Here is a 19,410-nt window from a genome sequence, read left to right on the forward strand (position 1 = left end):
CACGTTGCAGCTTCCTGAATCGGCACCCGGAGCAACCCCACGGGGCGGCAGTACTGTCAGCTGTCAGGCCCGGCTCCGGCACTCAAATCCCCCGGGTTCTGCCGTGCCCGCACCGCCACTGAAAGCACGAGGAAGTCCCATGGCAGCATCGGCAGCGCATGACGGCGCAGTAGAGCGCATCGTCATCGAGAACTGTGCGATTGCGACCGTCGACGCGAACGACACCGAGTATGCCTCGGGCCACGTGGTCGTCGCCGGCAACAAGATCGAGTCGCTCGGCGCGGGCAGGGCCCCCGAGAACCTCGACAACGTGGTCCGCCGCATCGACGGCACGGGTCACCTCGTCACCCCGGGTCTCGTCAACACCCACCACCACTTCTACCAGTGGATCACCCGTGGTCTGGCCACCGACCACAACCTCTTCAACTGGCTCGTCGCGCTGTACCCGACGTGGGCGCGCATCGACGAGCAGATGGCGTACACGGCCGCCCAGGGTTCCCTGGCGATGATGGCCAAGGGCGGCGTCACCACCGCCATGGACCACCACTACGTCTACCCCAAGGGCTCCGGCGACCTGTCCGGCGCGATCATCCGCGCCGCGTCCGAGATGGGCGTCCGCTTCACCCTCGCCCGCGGTTCGATGGACCGCAGCAAGAAGGACGGCGGCCTGCCCCCGGACCACGCCGTCGAGACCCTCGAAGGCGCGCTCGCCGACACCGAGGCGACCGTCAAGAAGCACCACGACTACTCCTTCGACGCGATGACCCAGGTCGCCGTCGCCCCCTGCTCCCCCTTCTCGGTCTCCACCGAACTGCTCAAGCAGGGCGCCGAGCTGGCCCGCCGCCTCGGTGTGCGCATGCACACGCACGGCAGCGAGACCGTCGAGGAGGAGCAGTTCTGCAAGGAACTGTTCGGCATGGGCCCGACCGACTACTTCGAGTCGACCGGCTGGCTCGGCGAGGACGTGTGGATGGCGCACAGCGTCCACATGAACGACTCCGACATCGCCGCGTTCGCCCGCACCAAGACCGGTGTCGCGCACTGCCCGTCCTCCAACGCCCGTCTGGCCGCCGGCATCGCCCGGGTCCCGGACATGCTCGCCGCCGGCGTCCCGGTCGGCCTCGGCGTGGACGGCACGGCCTCCAACGAGTCCGGTGAACTGCACACCGAGCTGCGCAACGCGCTGCTGATCAACCGTCTGAACCCGGTCCACCGCGAGGCGGCCCTCAACGCGCGCCAGGCCCTGCGCCTCGGTACGTACGGCGGCGCCCAGGTGCTCGGCCGCGCCGACAACATCGGCTCCCTGGAGCCGGGCAAGCTCGCCGACCTGGTGATGTGGAACCTGGGCACGCTGGCCCACTCCTCCATCGCCGACCCGGTCATCGCACTGGTCTTCGGTGCGGCCGCCCCGGTCACCCTCTCGCTGGTCAACGGCAAGCAGATCGTCGAGAACAACCGGCTGCTCTTCGCCGACGAGGACGCCATCGCGGTGTCCACCCGCGAAGAGGCCCAGCGCCTCGCGCGCATCTCCGCGCAGGGCTGAGCCCCCCGGCCACTGCTGGGAGGTGCCTCCAGGAGTCCGGCCGGGGGGGACGGCCCCCGGCCGGCGGCCGCGGACCCGAGCGGGGTCCGCGGCAGCCGTTCCCGGGGAGCGCCCGAGGGATTTCCGAGGGCGCCTCCCGGGGCGGTGACTCGTGCCACCGCTGCTCTTCCCCTCCCACCGCTTTCACCCCTCTGTGGAACCGACTCGGGCGAATCGTTTCCGCATGCCGTGGACCACGGCAGCACCCCACAACTGCACACCCAGGCTCGACTCGCACCGCTTTCGCACCACCTCCAAGAAACCCACGTCCCTGCCGACGTGTCTAACCGACCGGAGGAAGCCGTGGCCGCAGCGCCCAGGTTTCGCAAAGACGCAGTCGCTACACCGGTGGAGAGGCACCCGGTCGACGAGACCCTGCCTCCGCTGAAAATGTTCACGAGCGGTCTCCAGCACGTGGCCGCCATGTACGCGGGTGTCGTGGCCCCGCCCATGATCGTCGGCCCGGCCGTCGGACTCTCCGCCACGGAGACCGCGTTCCTGATGGGCGCCTCGCTCTTCACCGCCGGGCTCGCCACCCTCCTCCAGACCCTCGGGTTCTGGAAGATCGGCGCCAAACTCCCCTTCGTCAACGGTGTCTCCTTCGCCGGTGTGACCCCGATGATCGCGATCGGCAAGGGGGAGGGGGACAACGCCATCCCCGTCATCTTCGGCGCGATCGTCGTCGCCGGCGTCGTCGGCTTCCTCGCCGCCCCCTACTTCGGCAGACTCGTCCGCTTCTTCCCGCCCGTGGTCACCGGTACGGTCATCACCCTGATCGGCGTCTCCCTGCTGCCGGTGGCCTTCAACTGGTCACAGGGCGGCAACCGCACCGCCACCGACTACGGCTCGATGAAGAACATCGGCATGGCCGCCGCCACCCTCGTCATCGTCCTGGTGATGCGCAAGTTCCTGCGCGGCTTCCTCCAGCAGATCTCCATCCTGCTCGGCCTGGTGGCGGGCACGCTGATCGCCCTGCCGCTCGGCATGACCAGCTTCGACGCCGTCAAGAACGCCTCCCTCGTGGGCTTCCCGACGCCCTTGCACTTCGGCGCCCCGCAGTTCCAGGCCGCCGCCGTCGTCTCCATGTGCATCGTCATGCTCGTCTGCATGACCGAGTCCACCGCCGACATCCTGGCCCTCGGAAAGATCGTCGGCCGGCCGGCGGACGCGAGGACGATCGAGGGCGGACTGCGGGCCGACACCCTCGGCAGCGCGCTCAGCCCGCTGTTCAACGGGTTCATGTGCAGTGCCTTCGCGCAGAACATCGGACTCGTGGCGATGACCAAGGTCCGCAGCCGGTTCGTCGTCGCCGCGGGCGGCGGCATCCTGATCCTGCTGGGCCTGTGCCCGATGGCCGCCTCCGTCATCGGCGTGGTCCCGCTGCCGGTCCTCGGCGGCGCCGGCATCGTGCTGTTCGGCTCGGTCGCGGCGAGCGGCATCCAGACCCTGGCGGGCGCCGCCATGGAGAAGGGCGAGAACGCCCTGATCGTCGCCGCCTCGGTCGGCATCGGCCTGATCCCGATCGCGGCGCCGGACTTCTACCACGCCTTCCCGAAGGACCTGCTGGTCGTCCTGGACTCCGGGATCAGCACCGGCTGCGTGGTGGCCATCGTGCTCAACCTGGCCTTCAACCACTTCGGGGCCCGGCGGGCCGCGGCGGCCGAGGGCTGTGCGGAGCCGCTGCCCGCGCACTGAGTCCCGTACGGGAGGACCACGGCACGGCGGCGCGTAGGCCACCCACTGCGGGTGTGGCGTACGGCGCCGCGGCGCCGTTCCCGCACCCGGCGCCCCGGGAGCGTGGCGCGACGTGCGTACCAGGCCCCGCCGGCCAGACGGGACTTCGACGACACGGCCTACCGGTCGCCGGACGGCGGCGGCTCAGCAGGTGCAGTGCCCCCGGCCTCCGTGCGGCCCGGGGACAGGTGCGTGGTGCGCGGGCCGGAGGGGTCGGCCGCAGGGGTCCAGAGCATCAGGTTGCTCATCAGCTCCGCCTGCTCGATGGCGTCGTCGAGCGCGTGGTGGGTGTGCCGGCGGGTGGAGAGGAGTTCGCGCGGCATCCGGCCCTTGACCGCGGCGCGCAGCGGGACCCCCGCCTTCGCCGCGTACAGGGTCTTCATGTCGAGGCAGCCCGAGTGCCCGAAGGGGCTGTCGTCGCCGAAGGCGATCAGGTACCAGTACAGGAAGGTCCAGTCGAAAGAGGCCGGGTAGCCGCACATGACGGGCTGCGCGCCGGCCTCCGCGGCCACCGTGCGCACCCACGCCCGGAAGGCGTCCATGGCCGCGAGGGGGTCGGTGCCCTCGCGGAGCAGCCGGTCCCGGTCGAGCCCGCTGACGGCGAGCGCCTCGGGGACGAACCGGTCGCCGATCGGCCGGAGTTCACGGTAGAACGTGTGCTGCTCGGGGTCCGCGGCCGTATACGAGGCCCCGTCCTGGCGCCCGGCGACGGCGGCCCCCAGGCTGATCATCGAGTAGGGCCCGGGGATCGGGCCGTCGGCCTCGATGTCGACGGAGATGTAGAGGCTGGGGCGTGCGGCGCGGGCGGGCATGGACGGGATCATGCCAGCCCGGAGCCACCGCGCCCATCCGGTTTTCCGGCGCGACAGCCCTTACGCGTTCGCCGGGGCGGCGCTGCGGGGCGAGAGCATCCGGCCCACGATCCCGACGACCATACGGCGGCTCGCGAAGCGGCCGCTCAGGGTCATGATCCGGTTCAGCGCCCCGGAGACCACGCTCGGCGGCGGGCTCTTGCGGTCCAGAGCCCGCAGCGCGGTGCGCACGACCACCTCGGACGTCTGCATCCGGGTGCCGGCGGCGGCGTCCTGCGAACCGACCACGTCGAAGAACTCCGTCCTCGTCGCACCCGGCGACAGGGCGAGCACGCGCAGCCCGGTGCCCTTGGACTCCTGCCAGAGGGCCTCGGTGAAGCTGAGCACGAAGGCCTTGGTGGCGCCGTAGACGGCCATGTTCGGCACGGGCTGGTAGGCGGCCGCGCTCGCGACGTTGACCAGTACGCCCTCGCCCCGGCTGCGCAGTGTGCCGATGAAGGCCCGGCTGATGTCGACCACGGCCGTCATGTTGAGCGCAGTCTCCTGGCGGAGCCGCCGGGGGTCCTCCTCGTGGAAGCGGCCGTACGTGCCGAACCCGGCGTTGTTGATCACGCTGGAGACCGTGATGCCGCGCCGCTCCGTCTCGGCGGCCAGCAGCTCGCCGGAGCCCTCGGCGGACAGGTCCATGGCGATGGTCTCCACCACCACGCCGTGCGCCTCGGACAGCTGCCCGGCGAGCGCCTTCAGCCGGTCCTCGCGGCGGGCGACGAGCACGAGGTCGGAGCCCCGCGCGGCGAGCTGGCGCGCGAACTCGGCGCCCAGGCCGGAGCTCGCGCCGGTGATCAGGGTGGTCCTGCCTCGGTAGTCGACCGCGTTCACGGTGGCCTCCTGGGTGTGGATGTCTGGGCGTGGATGTCTACGCCATCACTCTATGCCTGCCTGGCAGTGACTGCCAACCGGACAGCGGGGCGCAGGTTGGCGGACCGCCTATATGCTGGCCGGATGGGGACCACGGCAACGCAGCAGACCCTCTGGGACCGCTCCCGCCAGGCGGTGGTCGCGAGCATCTACGACACGGCCATGCGGCTCTTCGCCGAGCAGGGCTACGAGGCGACGACGATCGCGCAGATCGCCAAGGAGGCCGGCATCTCCCAGCGGTCGCTGTTCCGGTACTTCGGTACCAAGGAGGACATCGTCTGCGGCGAGCAGGAGGAGCTCGGGGAGCTGCTGCGCGCGACGGTGGAGGCCCAGCCCGCGGCCGCCACGGCGTGGGAGGCCCTGCGCGCGGGCTTCGTCGTCCTCATGGACGCCCACGGAGAGCCCGGGCAGCTGCTGGAGATCACGACGATGATCTTCGACACCCCGTCGCTCCGCTCCCGTTACACCCAGAAGCGGCTGCGCTGGCAGGAGATGGTCCTGCCCGCCGTCGCCGCCCGCATGGGTGCGGGGGAGGGGCTCATCCCCGAGGTGCGCGCCGCGGCGGTGGTCGCGACCGTCTTCGCCTGCGTGGACGCCGCCACCGAGGCCTGGGTCCGCAGCGGCGGGCGCGCCGACCTGCCGGTCCTGTACGACGAGGCGCTGGCTGCCGTACGCGGGTGAGGGCGCGCGGGCGCGCGGGCACACGGGGTGCGCCGGTGCGCGGGTGCACGCACGGGAAGTGCGGCACGTGCGCGTACGGGAAGGGGCGCCCGCGGAGCTCTCCGCGGGCGCCCCACTCCTCACGCCCGGCTCAGGGGGCGGACGTCAGGAACATCCCCGTCTGGTCCGCCCCGGGGGTGTTCTTGCAGCTGGAGGCGGAGGTCGCCGGCTGGGCGAGCGCCAGGTTCAGGCAGCGGCCGGCCGCGAGCTGCCCGAAGTAGTTGGGGTGCATGTCCTCTTGGACGGGCCCCTGCGTCTCGCTGCTGTCGATCCAGCGCGCCCACTCGCTCGTCTTCGCCGACGCGGGGGCCGAGGTGCTCACCAGCTTGCTGGCCCTCGCGCACACCTCGCGGCCCTGCAGCATGTCCCGCAGGTCCAGGAACTGGACGCCCTTGGCGGCGGCCACCCCCTTGAGACGGTTGGCGAGCTGCGGGACGAGCGAGTCGCGCGCCCAGTCCGAATCCCGGTTCCAGAAGGGGCATCCGCCCGTGTTGAGGCGGCTCCAGTCGCTCTGGGTGTACCGGTTCTCCGCGCCCCGCGGGATCGGCGAGGGGTAGGACTGGAGCACGATCCGGTACGAGGAGTCGGTGTACCCGGCGGCCCGCATCACGGCGCGGATCTCGTCCACCGACTTGCCGACGTTCGCCATGACGCCGTCGATCTTCTGGTCCACCGCGTACTGCTGGTCGTCGTAGCAGTAGGAGTTCCACAGGACGAAGTCGAGCGCGCAGTCCTTGATGATGTCGGCGAAGCCGAGGTCGTTGCCGCCGACGGACAGGGCGATGACCTTGACGTTGTTCGCGGCGGCCACGGCGGAGAGCTGATCGGCCTGCGGGGCCTCGCCCTTGAAGGACACGCCGCCGTTGGAGGCGCGGAAGACGTTCTCGGAGGTCGCCCCGGAGCAGGCCAGGTTCACGGCCATGTCGGCGACGGCCCCGGCGCTCCTGACCTCGGCGGAGTCGGAGCGGTGGCAGCCGTCCGCCGTCGTCCCGTACACCTTCGTGGGGTCGTAGGTGCTCCCGGAGACCCAAGCGCGGTCGGTCCCGGTGCGATTGCCGGTGTTGGTCAGGCTGTTGCCCTGCCAGCGGCCGCCCTCGCCGGAGATGTAGCTGTCGCCCATGGACACCACGGCGGTGGGCCCGGCCCCGGGACTGGCCACGGAGGTTCCCGCGGAACCGCCGACCAGAGCGCTGACGGCGAGCGGCAGAACCACCCCGGCCCCGGCGAGTCGTCGCACTCGACTACGGGACCGGTCCTTGCTGGCGTTGCGGAATCCGATCACAGCGGAACTCCTGCGGTAGGCCATGGCGAAGCCGGAGTGAACTCCGGTGCATGGCTGGGGAAGTGGGGGTACCGCCGGCCGGTGGCACCGGAAAGGTGACACGGGCCACGTTGTTACCGCTAGGTAGCCGCAGATTACGATGACGTAACGACCGACCGGTCGTTCGGCCGCGGCCCGTCCGCCGCCCCCGGCCGGATACCGCCGTTCCCCCGCCGCCCGTTCGCGCCGTTCCCCCGCCGCCCGTTCGCGGCGTACTCCCCGCATCGCTCGCGTACTCCCGGCTCCCGTCCGCGGCGTACTCCCGGCGGCCGCAAAGAGGTTGGGCACCGCGCCGTCACCCGGGCGCGGGAACGGCTCCGCCCCCGGTGCCTGGGGCAGCGGGGGCGGAGACGGGTTCGGCTGCTGTGCGAATCAGCCGAAGTCGGGTGGTCAGCCGATGAGCTGGTCGTACGCCGGCAGGGTCAGGAAGTCCGCGTAGTCGGCGTCCAGGGAGACCTGGAGGAGGAGGTCGTGTGCCTGCTGCCACTTTCCGGCCGCGAACGCCTCCTCGCCGATCTCGGCGCGGATGGCGGCCAGTTCCCCGGCGGCGATCTCGCGGGTCAGGTCGGCGGTGGCGGTCACGGGTGCGCCGTCGTGCTCGAACACGACACCGGCGTTGATCCACTGCCAGATCTGCGAGCGGGAGATCTCGGCGGTGGCCGCGTCCTCCATCAGGCCGAAGATGCCGACGGCTCCCAGGCCGCGCAGCCAGGCCTCGATGTAGCGGATGCCGACCTGGACCGCGTTGCGCAGGCCCTCGTACGTCGGCTTCGCGTCCAGCGAGTCGATCGCGATGAGCTCGCCGGGAGCCACCGAGACGTCCTCGCGGAGCCGGTCCTTCTGGTTGGGCTTCTCGCCGAGGACCGCGTCGAAGGAGGCCATCGCGATGGGGACCAGGTCGGGGTGGGCGACCCACGAGCCGTCGAAGCCGTCGGCCGCCTCGCGGTCCTTGTCGGCCTTGACCTTCTCGAACGCGATCCGGTTGGCCTCGGCGTCCTTGCGGGAGGGGATGAAGGCCGCCATCCCGCCGATGGCGTGCGCGCCGCGCTTGTGACAGGTGCGGACCAGGAGCTCGGTGTACGCCCGCATGAACGGGGCCGTCATCGTCACCGCGTTGCGGTCCGGCAGGACGAACTTCTCGCCGCCGTCGCGGAAGTTCTTCACGATCGAGAACAGGTAGTCCCAGCGGCCCGCGTTCAGGCCCGCCGCGTGGTCGCGCAGCTCGTAGAGGATCTCCTCCATCTCGTACGCGGCGGTGATGGTCTCGATCAGGACCGTGGCGCGGACCGTGCCCTGCGGGATGCCGACGTAGTCCTGGGAGAAGACGAAGATCTCGTTCCAGAGGCGCGCCTCCAGGTGCGACTCCGTCTTCGGGAGGTAGAAGTAGGGACCCTTGCCGAGCGCGATGAGGCGCTTGGCGTTGTGGAAGAAGTACAGGCCGAAGTCGACCAGCGCGCCGGGGACCGGGCGGCCGTCGATCTGCAGGTGGCGCTCCTCCAGGTGCCAGCCGCGCGGGCGCATCACGACGGTCGCCAGCTGCTCGGCCGGCTTCAGGGCGTACGACTTGCCCGTGCGCGGGTCCGTGAAGTCGATGCGGCGCTCATAGGCGTCGATGAGGTTGAGCTGGCCGAGGACGACGTTCTCCCAGGTGGGAGCGGAGGCGTCCTCGAAGTCGGCGAGCCAGACCCTGGCGCCCGAGTTCAGGGCGTTGACGGTCATCTTGCGGTCGGTCGGACCGGTGATCTCCACGCGGCGGTCGTTCAGCGCGGCCGGCGCCGGCGCTACCTTCCAGTCGCCCTCGCGGACCTGTGCGGTGTCCGGGAGGAAGTCGAGGTGGGAGGTGCGGGCGATCTCGGCGCGGCGCTCGCCGCGGCGGGCGAGGAGCTCGTCGCGGCGGGGCGTGAACCGCCGGTGGAGCTCGGCCACGAAGGCGAGAGCCGCCTCGGTCAGGACTTCGTCCTGGCGGGGCAGGGGCTCGGCGTCGACGATGGCCGGCGACGACGGCGCTGGTGCGGACATGTCTGTCACTCCTTCAGCGGCGGTGCCTGGCGGCCGCGGGGGAATGCTCGCGCAGGACGGCACGCAGTGCCGCCGGGTGTGGAGAGTTCCGGGATACGGTCGCGGGCGCCGTCTGGGGGTTCAGGGCGCTTCTGACCAGTGGATAGTAATTTCCTTATGGTGGAAGTTCAATGGTTTGTTGATGTCGAGATTCTCCGGGTCGACAGAACCCGCCGCCAGGTGGCCCTCAGTGCCACTCCCGTCACTGCCCGCTCAACTGCGCCCGGCCGCCGCTCAAGCCAGTCGTGCCAGGTCGGGCGGGGTGTCGATGTCGAAGGCCTCGGCGATGTCCCCGCACTCCACCAGCGTGAGCTCGTCGGCGTGCTCTGTCAGGTGCACCCGCGCGCCCTTGTCCCCCTTCGCCGTCGCCGTGATGTCCGCCCAGCGGTCCGAGCCGAAGAGCACCGGATGCCCGCGCTCCCCGTCGTACGCCGCCGCGACCAGGCTCGCGGGGGAGCGGTACGCCTCCCGGACGCGGGCCACGGCCGCCGGCCCGATGCCCGGCTGGTCCACCAGCGAGACGAGGGCCGCGCCGGCGCCCGTACCGGCGAGCGAGGCGAGGCCCACGCGCAGGGACGAGCCCATGCCCTCCGCCCAGTCCGGGTTGTCCACGACCACGCAGCCGGTCAGGTCCGCCCGCTCGCGGACCTCGGCCGCGCAGGCGCCGAGCACCACGTGGACCGGGCCGCAGCCCGCATCGCGCAGCACCCGCACGGCGTTCTCGACCAGCGGACGGCCGCGGTACGGCAGCAGGGCCTTCGGGCGGCCCCCCAGCCGGCGCCCGCCGCCGGCGGCGAGGAGCAGGCCGGCGATCACGGGGCCAGGGGCCGGGGACTGGGGGGCTGGGGTCGCGTGGGATGACATGACAGCGATTCTCGCCCCTGCACCGCCGGGCGAGGCCGCCGCGCCAGCAGGCGCCGTACTGCCGCCAGCCCGGCCGCCAGGCGCAGCGGCTCGGAGACCCGCTGCTCGGCAGCAGCGGCCAGGGCGCGTTCTGCACGGTCGGTCAAGGGGTACGACATGGCGGTCTCCTTGCCAATCGGGGGCCAATACCGCGAGTCTGACCCTCGATTGGTCTGGTCGGCAGAGCCAATCAGGGGAGGTTGGCATGGCAAACGGGCGAATCGTCCAGACGGCGGACAGGACCCTCGGCAGTCGTCAGCTCGCGGCTCTGCTGCCCTCCGGGGTGCTGGCCCGTCCCGGATACCGGGCCCTCGCCGACGCCGTGCGGACCCTGATCCTCGACGGCCGGATCGCCCTGCACGTACGGCTGCCCGCCGAGCGCGAGCTCGCCGAGGCGCTCGGCGCCAGCCGGGCCACCGTCACCGGGGCCTACGACCTGCTGCGCGAGAGCGGCTACGTCCGCAGCCGGCGCGGCTCCGGCACCTGGACCGAACTCCCCGAAGGCCACGGCCCGGTCGGCGCGCACCTGATCGTCGGCTCCGGGGGCTACCAGGCCGACGGCGACCCCGGCATCGACCTGGCCATCGCCGCCATGGGCGCCCCCGCGGACAGCCTCGCCCAGGCCCTGGCCTGGGCCGCGCCCCGGCTGCCGGGACTCGCCCGGAGCCCCGGCTACCACCCCTTCGGGCTGCCCGACCTGCGCCGCGCCGTGGCCGAGCGGTTCACCCGGCGCGGGCTGGCGACCCGCCCCGAGCAGATCCTGGTCACGGCCGGCGCCCAGCAGGCGTTCTCGCTGGTCGTGAACTTGCTGTGCGGGCCGGGCGACCGGGTGGTGACCGAGAACCCCACGTACGCGAACGCCCTCGACGCCCTGCGGCACGCGCGGCTGCGCACCGGGTCGATCGCCGTGTCCGACGCGGGCTGGGACATGGAGATCGCCGAGTCCACGCTGCGCCAGACCGTGCCCAGGCTGGCGTACGCGGTCCCGGACTTCCACAACCCGACGGGCCTGCTCATGCCGCCGGAGCAGCGGCTGCGACTGCTGTCGGCGACGCGGCGGACCGGGACCTGGCTCGTGGTCGACGAGACCATCGCCGACATCGCCCTGGACGTGCCGGCGCCGGCGCCGCTGGCCTCGCTGGCACCCCGGGGCGGAGCCGACCACGTGGTGACGATCGGCTCGCTCAGCAAGACGCACTGGGGCGGGCTGCGGGTGGGCTGGGTACGGGCCACCGCGAAGATGATCACGGAGCTGGCGGCGGTGAAGGTGGCCGCCGACATGACGGGCTCGGTACTGGACCAGCTGGTGGCGCTGCCCCTGCTGGACGGCCTGGAACGGACCCTGCCGGAGCGCCTCGCGCAGCTGCGGCGGCAGCGGGAGGCGCTCGTGCGAGCCCTGGAGCGGCACGCTCCGGAGTGGTCGTGGCAGCTGCCCCCGGGCGGGCTGTCCCTCTGGGTGGACCTGGGGGAGCCGGTCAGCTCGGCGCTGGCGGAGCGGGCGGCGGCCGACGGGGTGCACATCGGGCGCGGCGCCCGCTTCGGGGTGGACCCCGGGACGTTCGAGCACCGGCTGCGGATCCCGTACACCCTCCCGGCGGACCGCCTGGACGAGGGCGTCCGCCGCCTGGCGGCCGCCCTGCACGACGGGGTCCCGCTGACCCCGTCGGTGGAGCGGCCCCACTGGGTCGCCTGAGGGCTGCCCCGTGATCCCGGCGGGCACCGGACACCCCTCGGGCCGGCTTGCGCAAGCCCCGGATGGGGGCGTCGGCCGCCGGACGGAACATCAGGGCCGCGGGCCGGGCGGGCCGGTTACCGGGTGCGGATCAGGCGGCGGGTGGCGGCCGCGGCCACCGCCGAGGTGCGGGAGTCGACGCCGAGCTTCGCGTAGATGTGCACCAGGTGGGACTTGACCGTGGCCTGGCTCAGGAAGAGCTCCTTCGAGATCTGCTGGTTCGACAGCCCGTCCGCGACCAGCTGGAGCACCTCCAGCTCCCGCTTCGTCAGCGCCTCCGCGGGCGTGCGCATCCGGTCCATCAGGCGCAGCGCCACCGCGGGGGCCAGCGCCGACTGTCCGGCCGCCGCCGTGCGGACGGCGGCCGCGAGCTCCTCCGGCGGGGCGTCCTTCAGCAGGTAGCCCGAGGCGCCCGCCTCGACCGCCGCCAGGATGTCCGCGTCCGTGTCGTACGTGGTCAGCACCAGGACCCGGGGCGCCCCCGGCCGGGCGGTGATCGCCGCGGTCGCCGCCGAACCGTGCAGGCCCGAACCGAACTGGAGGTCCATCAGGACCACGTCCACCGGCTCGGAGGCGGCCAGTTCCACCGCCCGCTCCGCCGTGGCGGCCTCCGCGACCACCGTGAAGTCCGGCTCGGTGTCCAGCACCGCACGCAGCCCGGCCCGGACCACCGGGTGGTCGTCGGCCAGCAGCAGGCGGATCGTCATCAGGGGGCCTCCAGGGGCAGCGGCAGCGTGACGGCCACGGCGGTGCCCTGGCCCGGTGCGGACTCCACGGTGAACAGCCCGCCCAGCGTCTCGGCCCGGGACCGCATCGCCGGCAGCCCGAACCCGCCCTCGCCGGAGGGCGCCGACGACGGGTCGAAGCCGGTCCCGTCGTCCACGACGTCCAGCGTCACCGAGGCGTCCATGAAGGTCAGGGTGATCTCGGCGCGCCCGGCCCCCGCGTGCCGCACCACGTTGGCCAGCGCCGACTGCGCGATCCGCAGCAGGGCCACCTCGTACGGGGTGGGCAGTACCCGCGGCGCGCCGCTGAGGCAGAAGCGGACGCGCGGCCCCGGAGCCGCCGTGCACAGCCGCTCCAGCGCGGCGGCGAGGGAGCCGTGCTCCAGGTCCGGCGGGGTGAGCGCCCGTACGAAGCGACGCGCCTCGGCGAGGTTGTCCTGGGCGGCCTCCCGGGCCGCGCCGATGTGCGCCAGCGCTGCCGCGCGGGGGTCGACGGGATCTCCCCCGGCTGCGCCGGCCGCGGCTGCGGACCCCGCGTCGCCCGGGCCCTCAGGCGCGTCCGGCCGGCCCGCCGGGGCCGGCTCCGCCAGCGAACGCTCCGCCGCCCGCAGCAGCAGCTGGATCGAGGACAGCCCCTGCGCCAGGGTGTCGTGGATCTCCCGGGCCAGCCGCTCCCGCTCGGCCAGGATCCCCGCCCCCCGCTCGGCCGCCGCCAGTTCGGCCCGGGTCGCGATGAGCTCCTCGATCAGCTCGCGGCGGCGTTCGCTCTCCCGGTACAGCGCCTGGTAGCCCAGTACGGTCGCCACCGCCACGGCCCCGCCGAGCAGCGGCCCGAGGAAGGCGCCGGGCGTCACCGCACCGCTGTGCGCGAGGAAGCCGCCGATCGCCGCGCACGCGGTCGCCGCGACGGCCGCCACACCCCAGCGCAGCCGCAGCAGGTGCAGTTCCAGGAAGTACAACGGGAAGGCGATCCACAGCCCGTCGGGGGAGACCACCAGCAGCCCCGCCCAGGCCGCGCCGAGTCCCGCCAGCCAGAGCGCCCCGGCGCGCGGGGAGCGGCGCACCGAGGGCGCCAGCACACCGGCCGTGTAGACGGCGGCCAGCACCGCGCAGGCGGCGACCACCCAGCCGGCGCGCGGCGCGGAGTCGGTGACGGCCCGCCCGGCGCAGAGCGCGAGCAGCCCGAACAGCAGCGCGTGCAGGCACAGCCGCAGGACGCGCGCGACGGGGGTCAGGGGGCGGGGAGTGGGGGATTCCGGATCAGCCATGGCCCGACCAGCGTAAAGGCGGCCCCGCGCCCGCCGGTCAATCGAAAGTTTGATGTCCGGATGCGTCCTTCGATACCAGGATCGCTACCGTGGCGCGATGCCCCGTGTCCCTGCGGGAGACCAGGGTGGGGACCATGTTCGTCGCATGGAGAGATCTACGGTTCGCCAGGGGCCGCTTCGCCCTCATGGGCTCGGTCGTACTGCTGATCACACTGCTGGTCGGCCTGTTGTCCGGGCTCACCGCGGGCCTGGCCCGGGAGAACGTCTCGGCCGTCACCGGGCTGCCCGCCGGCCGTCTGGCCTTCGCCGCCCCCGCCGGGGACCAGAAGGTGTCCTTCACCAACTCGCAGGTCCCCGAGAGGGCCTGGCGGGCCTGGCGCGCACAGCCCGGCGTGAAATCCGCCGAGCCGCTCGGCATCCGCACCACCAATGCGGCGGCCGGCGGGCGCACCGCCGCGGTCTCCGCCTTCGGCGTCGACCCGGCCGGACCGCTCCCGCCGCGCGGCAGCGGTCTCGCACCGGGGCGGGTGGTGCTCACCGAGAAGGCCGCGAAGGAGCTCGGGGGCCTGACCGCCGGCGACAGGCTGAGGATCGGCCCGCTGGAACTGACCGTGGTGGCCGTCTCCGGCACCGCCGCCTACAGCCACACCCCGGTCATCTGGACGGACCTCGGCGACTGGCAGCGCATCGGCAACCCGGGCACCCCCGCCGACACCCTCGCCACCGTGATCGCGCTCGACACCACCGCCTCCGCCGACCTCGCCGCCGGGGACGCGGCGGCCGCCACCAAGGCGCAGACCATCGACGAAGCGCTCGGCGCCATAGGGTCCTACCAGGCCGAGAACGGCTCGCTCCAGCTGATGCGCGGCTTCCTCTTCATCATCTCCGCCCTGGTCATAGGGGCCTTCTTCACCGTGTGGACGATCCAGCGCAGCGGCGACATCGCCGTGCTGAAGGCACTGGGCGCCTCCACCCCGTACCTGCTGAAGGACGCCCTCGGCCAGGCCGTGGTCATGCTCGCTATCGGCACCGGGCTCGGTACGGCACTCGCCGCCGGGTTCGGCGCGCTGATCAGCGGGGGCGACGTGCCCTTCGTCCTCGACACCGCGACCGTGCTGGTGCCCGCCGCGATCATGATCGTGCTCGGCGCGCTGGGCGCCGCCCTGTCCATCCGGCGGATCACCGCCGTCGACCCCCTGACCGCCCTCGGGAGCGCCCGATGACCCTGCTCGTGCACGACGTCACGCTCACCTATCCGGACGGCGAGGGTCGGCTGACCGCGCTCGACCGGGTCCACCTGGAGGTCCCGGCAGGCACCCTGGCCGCGGTGATCGGCCCCTCCGGTTCCGGCAAGTCCAGCCTGCTGGCCGTCGCCGCAACCCTGGTCACCCCCGACTCCGGGCAGGTGGTGGTGGCCGGGCGGGACACCGCACGGCTGAGCGCCGCCGAGAAGGCCGCCCTGCGCCGGGAGGAGATCGGCATCGTCTTCCAGCAGCCGAACCTGCTGGCCTCGCTCACCGCCGCCGAACAGCTCCAGGTGATGGCCCACCTGTCGGGCCGCCCCGCGCGGACGCTGCGCCGCCGCGCGCTGGAACTGCTGGACGCGGTGGGGCTCGCCGACAAGGCCGACAAGCGCCCCCACCAGCTCTCCGGCGGCCAGCGCCAGCGCGTCAACATCGCCCGCGCCCTGATGAACGAGCCGGCCGTGCTCCTGGTCGACGAACCCACCAGCGCCCTGGACCACGAGCGCGGCGCGGCCGTCCTCGACCTGCTGGTCACCCTGACCCGGGAGCGTTCCACCGCGACCGTGCTCGTCACCCACGACCACGCGCACCTGGAACGGATGGACCTGACGGCGACGATGACCGACGGCCGCCTGACGGCGCCGGAGTCCGAGACGGCCCCGGAGTCCGAGACGGCCCCGGCCGCCTGAGCACCCGCCCGTACGCGAAGGCCCCGGCCCCCTCCGCCGTGAGGGGGGGCCGGGGCCTTCGTACGCACGGACCTACGCGGGGCTCTGGCTCTGCAGCGCCACCGACAGCTCGGCGGCGACGTTCTGCAGGATCGGCACGAAGGACTCGGCGACGGCCTCGGTCACCCGGCCGGCCGGACCCGAGATGGAGATCGCGGCGGCGGTCGGCGAGTTCGGCACCGACACGGCGAGGCAGCGGACTCCTATCTCCTGCTCGTTGTCGTCGACCGCGTAGCCCGCCCTGCGGACCTGCTCCAGGGCCTCCAGGAAGCCCTCGGGGGTGGTGATGGTCTTCTCGGTCGCCGCCGGCATCCCCGTCCGCGCCAGCAGGGCCCGCACCTCGTCGGCGGGGGTGTGCGCGAGCAGCGCCTTGCCCACGCCGGTGGAGTGCGGCAGCACCCGGCGGCCGACCTCGGTGAACATGCGCATGGAGTGCTTGGAGGGCACCTGGGCGACGTAGACGATCTCGTCCCCGTCGAGCAGGGCCATGTTGGCCGTCTCGCCGGTCTCCTCCACCAGACGGGCCAGGTACGGACGCGCCCAGGTCCCCAGCAGGCGCGACGCGGACTCGCCGAGGCGGATCAGCCGGGGCCCGAGGGAGTACCGTCGATTGGGCTGCTGCCGCACGTAGCCGCACGCCACGAGGGTGCGCATCAGGCGGTGGATGGTGGGCAACGGCAGACCGCTGGCGGTGGAGAGCTCGCTGAGGCCGACCTCGCCCCCGGCGTCGGCCATGCGTTCGAGCAGATCGAAGGCGCGCTCAAGGGACTGGACGCCACCGCCGCCGGCGGTGGGCTTGGCGGAAGCGTCGGTGGTGCTGGCGCTGGACGTCGGCACGGCGCGGTCCTTTCGGTGCTGGCAGGCAAGGAAGCAGCCTACCGGTCGGTCGGCGTCGGCCCTAGAGCCGGGTCGAAGCCGTCCCCGCCGGTCAGAGGGGGTTTGTCCGGGTGGTGGACGTCCTCGGGAAGTTACCTGCCCACCCCCCGGTGGTGATAGCTACATTCTGGATAGTGAAATCTTAATTCCATCCTGTGGAAACATCCAATTGCGGCACTCGTGTGTCGGTGCTCTGTCCGGGCGCTCTTGACTGGCCCCGGATCGGCGGCGAGACTCCGTCAACAGAACGTTGAATTTCGCTCTGTGGAAGTAGATGGGGAGGTTCCGGCGTGTCCGACGACGTGGAACTGGTACTGCGCTCGACTCGCGTCATCACCCCCGGCGGGACGCGCGCCGCTTCGGTCGCCGTCGCCGCCGGGAAGATCGTCGCCGTACTGCCGCACGACGCCGAGGTGCCGGCCGGCGCCCGGCTGGAGGACTTCGGCGACGACGTCCTGCTCCCCGGCCTGGTCGACACCCACGTGCACGTGAACGACCCGGGCCGCACCGAGTGGGAGGGCTTCTGGACGGCCACCCGCGCCGCCGCGGCCGGAGGCGTCACCACGATCCTCGACATGCCGCTGAACTCACTGCCGCCGACCACCACGGTCGACCACCTCCGCGTCAAGCAGGAGGTCGCCCGGACCAAGGCGCACGTCGACGTCGGCTTCTGGGGCGGCGCCCTGCCGGACAACGTCAAGGACCTGCGCCCGCTGCACGACGCCGGCGTCTACGGCTTCAAGTGCTTCCTGTCGCCCTCCGGCGTCGAGGAGTTCCCCGAGCTCGACCAGGAACGGCTGGCGGCCTCCCTCGCCGAGATCACCGGCTTCGGCGGCCTGATGATCGTGCACGCCGAGGACCCGCACCACCTGGACTCCGCGCCGGCCGTCCCCGGCCCCAAGTACGCCGACTTCCTCGCCTCCCGCCCGCGCGACGCCGAGAACACCGCGATCGGCAACCTGATCGCCCAGGCCAGGCGGCTGAGCGCGCGCGTCCACGTCCTGCACCTGTCCTCCTCCGACGCGCTGCCGCTGATCGCCGCCGCCAAGGCCGAGGGCGTCCGGATCACCGTCGAGTCCTGCCCGCACTACCTCACCCTCACGGCCGAGGAAGTCCCCGACGGAGCCAGCGAGTTCAAGTGCTGCCCGCCCATCCGTGAAGCCGCCAACCAGGACCTCCTGTGGGACGCGCTCGCCGACGGCACCATCGACTGCATCGTCTCCGACCACTCGCCCTCCACCGCGGACCTGAAGACCAGCGACTTCTCCACCGCGTGGGGCGGCATCTCCTCCCTCCAGCTCGGCCTGCCGGCGATCTGGACCGAGGCCCGCCGCCGCGGACGGACCCTGGAGGACGTGGTCCGCTGGATGTCCGCGGCCCCGGCCGCCCTCGCCGGCCTGGCGCAGAAGGGCGCGATCGAGGCCGGCCGTGACGCCGACTTCGCCGTGCTCGCCCCCGAAGAAACGTTCACCGTGGACCCGGCCGAACTCCACCACCGCAACCAGGTCACGGCGTACGCGGGCAAGACCCTGCACGGCGTCGTGAAGTCCACGTGGCTGCGCGGCACGCAGATCGCCGACCACGGCACCCCGACCGAGCCCACGGGCCTCCTCCTCGAAAGGCAGAACTGACCAGTGGCACAGCGTTCATCTGTACTGGCTTCCTTCACCGGTAACGCGAACCCGTACGGAGGCGGCGACCCGTACGCGGACTACCGCACCGCGGACTTCCCCTTCACCCAGTACGCGAACCTCGCCGCCCGTGAGCTGGGCGCCGGTGTCATCGCCGCGAACGACGAGTTCTTCGCCCAGCGCGAGAACCTGCTGATCTCCGAGGCCGCGCACTTCGACCCCGAGGACTTCGGCCACAAGGGCAAGGTCATGGACGGCTGGGAGACCCGCCGCCGCCGCGGCGTCTCGGCCACCCAGCCCTGGCCGACCCCCGAGGACCACGACTGGGCGCTCGTGCGCCTGGGCGCCCCCGGCGTCATCCGCGGCATCGTCGTCGACACCGCCCACTTCCGCGGCAACATGCCGCAGGCCGTCTCCATCGAGGGCACCAACTGGGCGGGCGCCCTGGCGCCGACCCCGGAGGAGCTCCTGGGCGACGACGTGAAGTGGACGACCCTGGTCGAGCGCACCCCGGTCGGCGGCCACGCGGCCAACGGCTTCGCGGTGGACGCCCCGCAGCGCTTCACGCACCTGCGCGTCAACCAGCACCCCGACGGCGGAATCGCCCGCCTGCGCGTCTACGGCGAGGTCCTGCCCGACCCCGCGTGGCTCGACGCGCTCGGCTCCTTCGACGTCGTGGCCCTGGAGAACGGGGGCTCCGTCCAGGACGCCTCCAACCGCTTCTACTCCCCGCCGACCAACACGATCAACCCGGGCCGCTCCCGCAAGATGGACGACGGCTGGGAGACCGCCCGCCGCCGTGACAACGGCAACGACTGGATCCGCTACCAGCTGGTGGCCGACTCCGAGATCCGCGCCGTGGAGATCGACACCGCCTACCTCAAGGGCAACTCGGCCGGCTGGGCCTCGCTGTCCGTCAAGTCCGGCGAGGAGGGCGAGTGGACGGAGTTCCTGCCGCGCACCCGCCTGCAGCCCGACACCAACCACCGCTTCGTACTGGACACCCCGGCGGTCGGCACCCACGTCCGGATCGACATCTTCCCGGACGGCGGCTTCTCCCGCCTGCGCCTGTTCGGCTCGCTGACGGAGGCCGGCGCGGCCGCGCTGACCGCCCGTCACCAGGAGCTGGGCGGCTGACGCGGGCCGCACGACCGCCCC

16 protein-coding genes are annotated in these 19,410 nt (G+C 72.6%); 8 read left to right on the forward strand and 8 right to left on the reverse strand.

Annotated features, from left to right (window positions below):
• Nucleotides 1-139: 139 nt before the first annotated feature.
• Both ACIPK4_RS32030 and ACIPK4_RS32035 read left to right on the forward strand, forming a co-directional pair.
• A complete protein-coding gene (locus ACIPK4_RS32030) occupies nt 140-1,543 on the forward strand; it encodes an 8-oxoguanine deaminase (RefSeq protein ID WP_402319210.1) in 1,404 nt (467 codons plus the stop codon).
• A 342-nt stretch (nt 1,544-1,885) separates the two neighbouring features.
• Nucleotides 1,886-3,277 (forward strand): nucleobase:cation symporter-2 family protein, encoded by a 1,392-nt coding sequence (locus ACIPK4_RS32035; RefSeq protein WP_402319400.1) that lies wholly within the window; start codon nt 1,886-1,888, stop codon nt 3,275-3,277.
• A gap of 158 nt (nt 3,278-3,435) precedes the next feature.
• Here ACIPK4_RS32035 and ACIPK4_RS32040 read toward each other — a convergent pair whose 3' ends face one another.
• Both ACIPK4_RS32040 and ACIPK4_RS32045 read right to left on the reverse strand, forming a co-directional pair.
• Nucleotides 3,436-4,128 carry a 3'-5' exoribonuclease domain-containing protein gene (locus ACIPK4_RS32040; protein ID WP_402319213.1) on the reverse strand — a complete coding sequence of 231 codons (693 nt, stop codon included), beginning with the start codon at nt 4,126-4,128 and terminating at the stop codon, nt 3,436-3,438.
• A 60-nt stretch (nt 4,129-4,188) separates the two neighbouring features.
• Entirely contained in the window at nt 4,189-5,007 is an 819-nt protein-coding gene (locus ACIPK4_RS32045) for an SDR family NAD(P)-dependent oxidoreductase (protein ID WP_402319214.1), read from the reverse strand.
• Between the two features lie 123 nt (nt 5,008-5,130).
• On the opposite strand from ACIPK4_RS32045, the gene ACIPK4_RS32050 reads away from it, so the two are divergent.
• Nucleotides 5,131-5,727 (forward strand): TetR/AcrR family transcriptional regulator, encoded by a 597-nt coding sequence (locus ACIPK4_RS32050; RefSeq protein WP_054226570.1) that lies wholly within the window; start codon nt 5,131-5,133, stop codon nt 5,725-5,727.
• A gap of 130 nt (nt 5,728-5,857) precedes the next feature.
• Here ACIPK4_RS32050 and ACIPK4_RS32055 read toward each other — a convergent pair whose 3' ends face one another.
• From ACIPK4_RS32055 to ACIPK4_RS32065, 3 genes are all read right to left on the reverse strand, one after another.
• Nucleotides 5,858-7,003, reverse strand: coding sequence for a hypothetical protein (locus ACIPK4_RS32055; protein WP_402319216.1), 1,146 nt, complete (start codon nt 7,001-7,003; stop codon nt 5,858-5,860).
• A gap of 474 nt (nt 7,004-7,477) precedes the next feature.
• Nucleotides 7,478-9,106 (reverse strand): malate synthase A, encoded by a 1,629-nt coding sequence (gene aceB, locus ACIPK4_RS32060; protein ID WP_402319219.1) that lies wholly within the window; start codon nt 9,104-9,106, stop codon nt 7,478-7,480.
• 273 nt (nt 9,107-9,379) lie between these two features.
• The gene (locus ACIPK4_RS32065; RefSeq protein WP_402319222.1) at nt 9,380-10,009 is read right to left on the reverse strand and encodes an NTP transferase domain-containing protein; all 630 of its coding nucleotides are present in this window, start codon (nt 10,007-10,009) and stop codon (nt 9,380-9,382) included.
• 244 nt (nt 10,010-10,253) lie between these two features.
• On the opposite strand from ACIPK4_RS32065, the gene ACIPK4_RS32070 reads away from it, so the two are divergent.
• A complete protein-coding gene (locus ACIPK4_RS32070; RefSeq protein WP_402319225.1) occupies nt 10,254-11,741 on the forward strand; it encodes a PLP-dependent aminotransferase family protein in 1,488 nt (495 codons plus the stop codon).
• 116 nt (nt 11,742-11,857) lie between these two features.
• Here the strand turns inward: ACIPK4_RS32070 and ACIPK4_RS32075 are convergent, their stop codons facing one another.
• Together ACIPK4_RS32075 and ACIPK4_RS32080 are read right to left on the reverse strand one after the other, a co-directional pair.
• Nucleotides 11,858-12,487: a response regulator gene (locus ACIPK4_RS32075; RefSeq protein WP_376204638.1), complete on the reverse strand. Its 630-nt coding sequence runs from the start codon at nt 12,485-12,487 to the stop codon at nt 11,858-11,860.
• A complete protein-coding gene (locus ACIPK4_RS32080; RefSeq protein WP_402319228.1) occupies nt 12,487-13,773 on the reverse strand; it encodes a sensor histidine kinase in 1,287 nt (428 codons plus the stop codon). Before ACIPK4_RS32080 ends, ACIPK4_RS32075 begins: the two co-directional genes overlap by 1 nt.
• A gap of 134 nt (nt 13,774-13,907) precedes the next feature.
• On the opposite strand from ACIPK4_RS32080, the gene ACIPK4_RS32085 reads away from it, so the two are divergent.
• Entirely contained in the window at nt 13,908-14,996 is a 1,089-nt protein-coding gene (locus ACIPK4_RS32085; RefSeq protein ID WP_402319230.1) for an ABC transporter permease, read from the forward strand.
• Nucleotides 14,993-15,706: an ABC transporter ATP-binding protein gene (locus tag ACIPK4_RS32090; RefSeq protein WP_402319233.1), complete on the forward strand. Its 714-nt coding sequence runs from the start codon at nt 14,993-14,995 to the stop codon at nt 15,704-15,706. The genes ACIPK4_RS32085 and ACIPK4_RS32090 overlap by 4 nt, the downstream gene beginning before the upstream one ends.
• Nucleotides 15,707-15,778: 72 nt before the next feature.
• On the opposite strand, the gene ACIPK4_RS32095 is transcribed toward ACIPK4_RS32090, so the two are convergent.
• A complete protein-coding gene (locus ACIPK4_RS32095) occupies nt 15,779-16,582 on the reverse strand; it encodes an IclR family transcriptional regulator (protein ID WP_402319236.1) in 804 nt (267 codons plus the stop codon).
• A gap of 329 nt (nt 16,583-16,911) precedes the next feature.
• On the opposite strand from ACIPK4_RS32095, the gene allB reads away from it, so the two are divergent.
• On the forward strand, nt 16,912-18,252 hold the full coding sequence (gene allB, locus ACIPK4_RS32100) for an allantoinase AllB (RefSeq protein ID WP_402319239.1): 1,341 nt from the start codon (nt 16,912-16,914) through the stop codon (nt 18,250-18,252).
• A 3-nt stretch (nt 18,253-18,255) separates the two neighbouring features.
• Nucleotides 18,256-19,389, forward strand: coding sequence for an allantoicase (gene alc, locus ACIPK4_RS32105; protein ID WP_402319242.1), 1,134 nt, complete (start codon nt 18,256-18,258; stop codon nt 19,387-19,389).
• Nucleotides 19,390-19,410: the final 21 nt, after the last annotated feature.

Origin of the sequence: Streptomyces sp. NPDC086989 (assembly GCF_044745505.1) — a bacterium.
Taxonomy (GTDB): domain Bacteria; phylum Actinomycetota; class Actinomycetes; order Streptomycetales; family Streptomycetaceae; genus Streptomyces.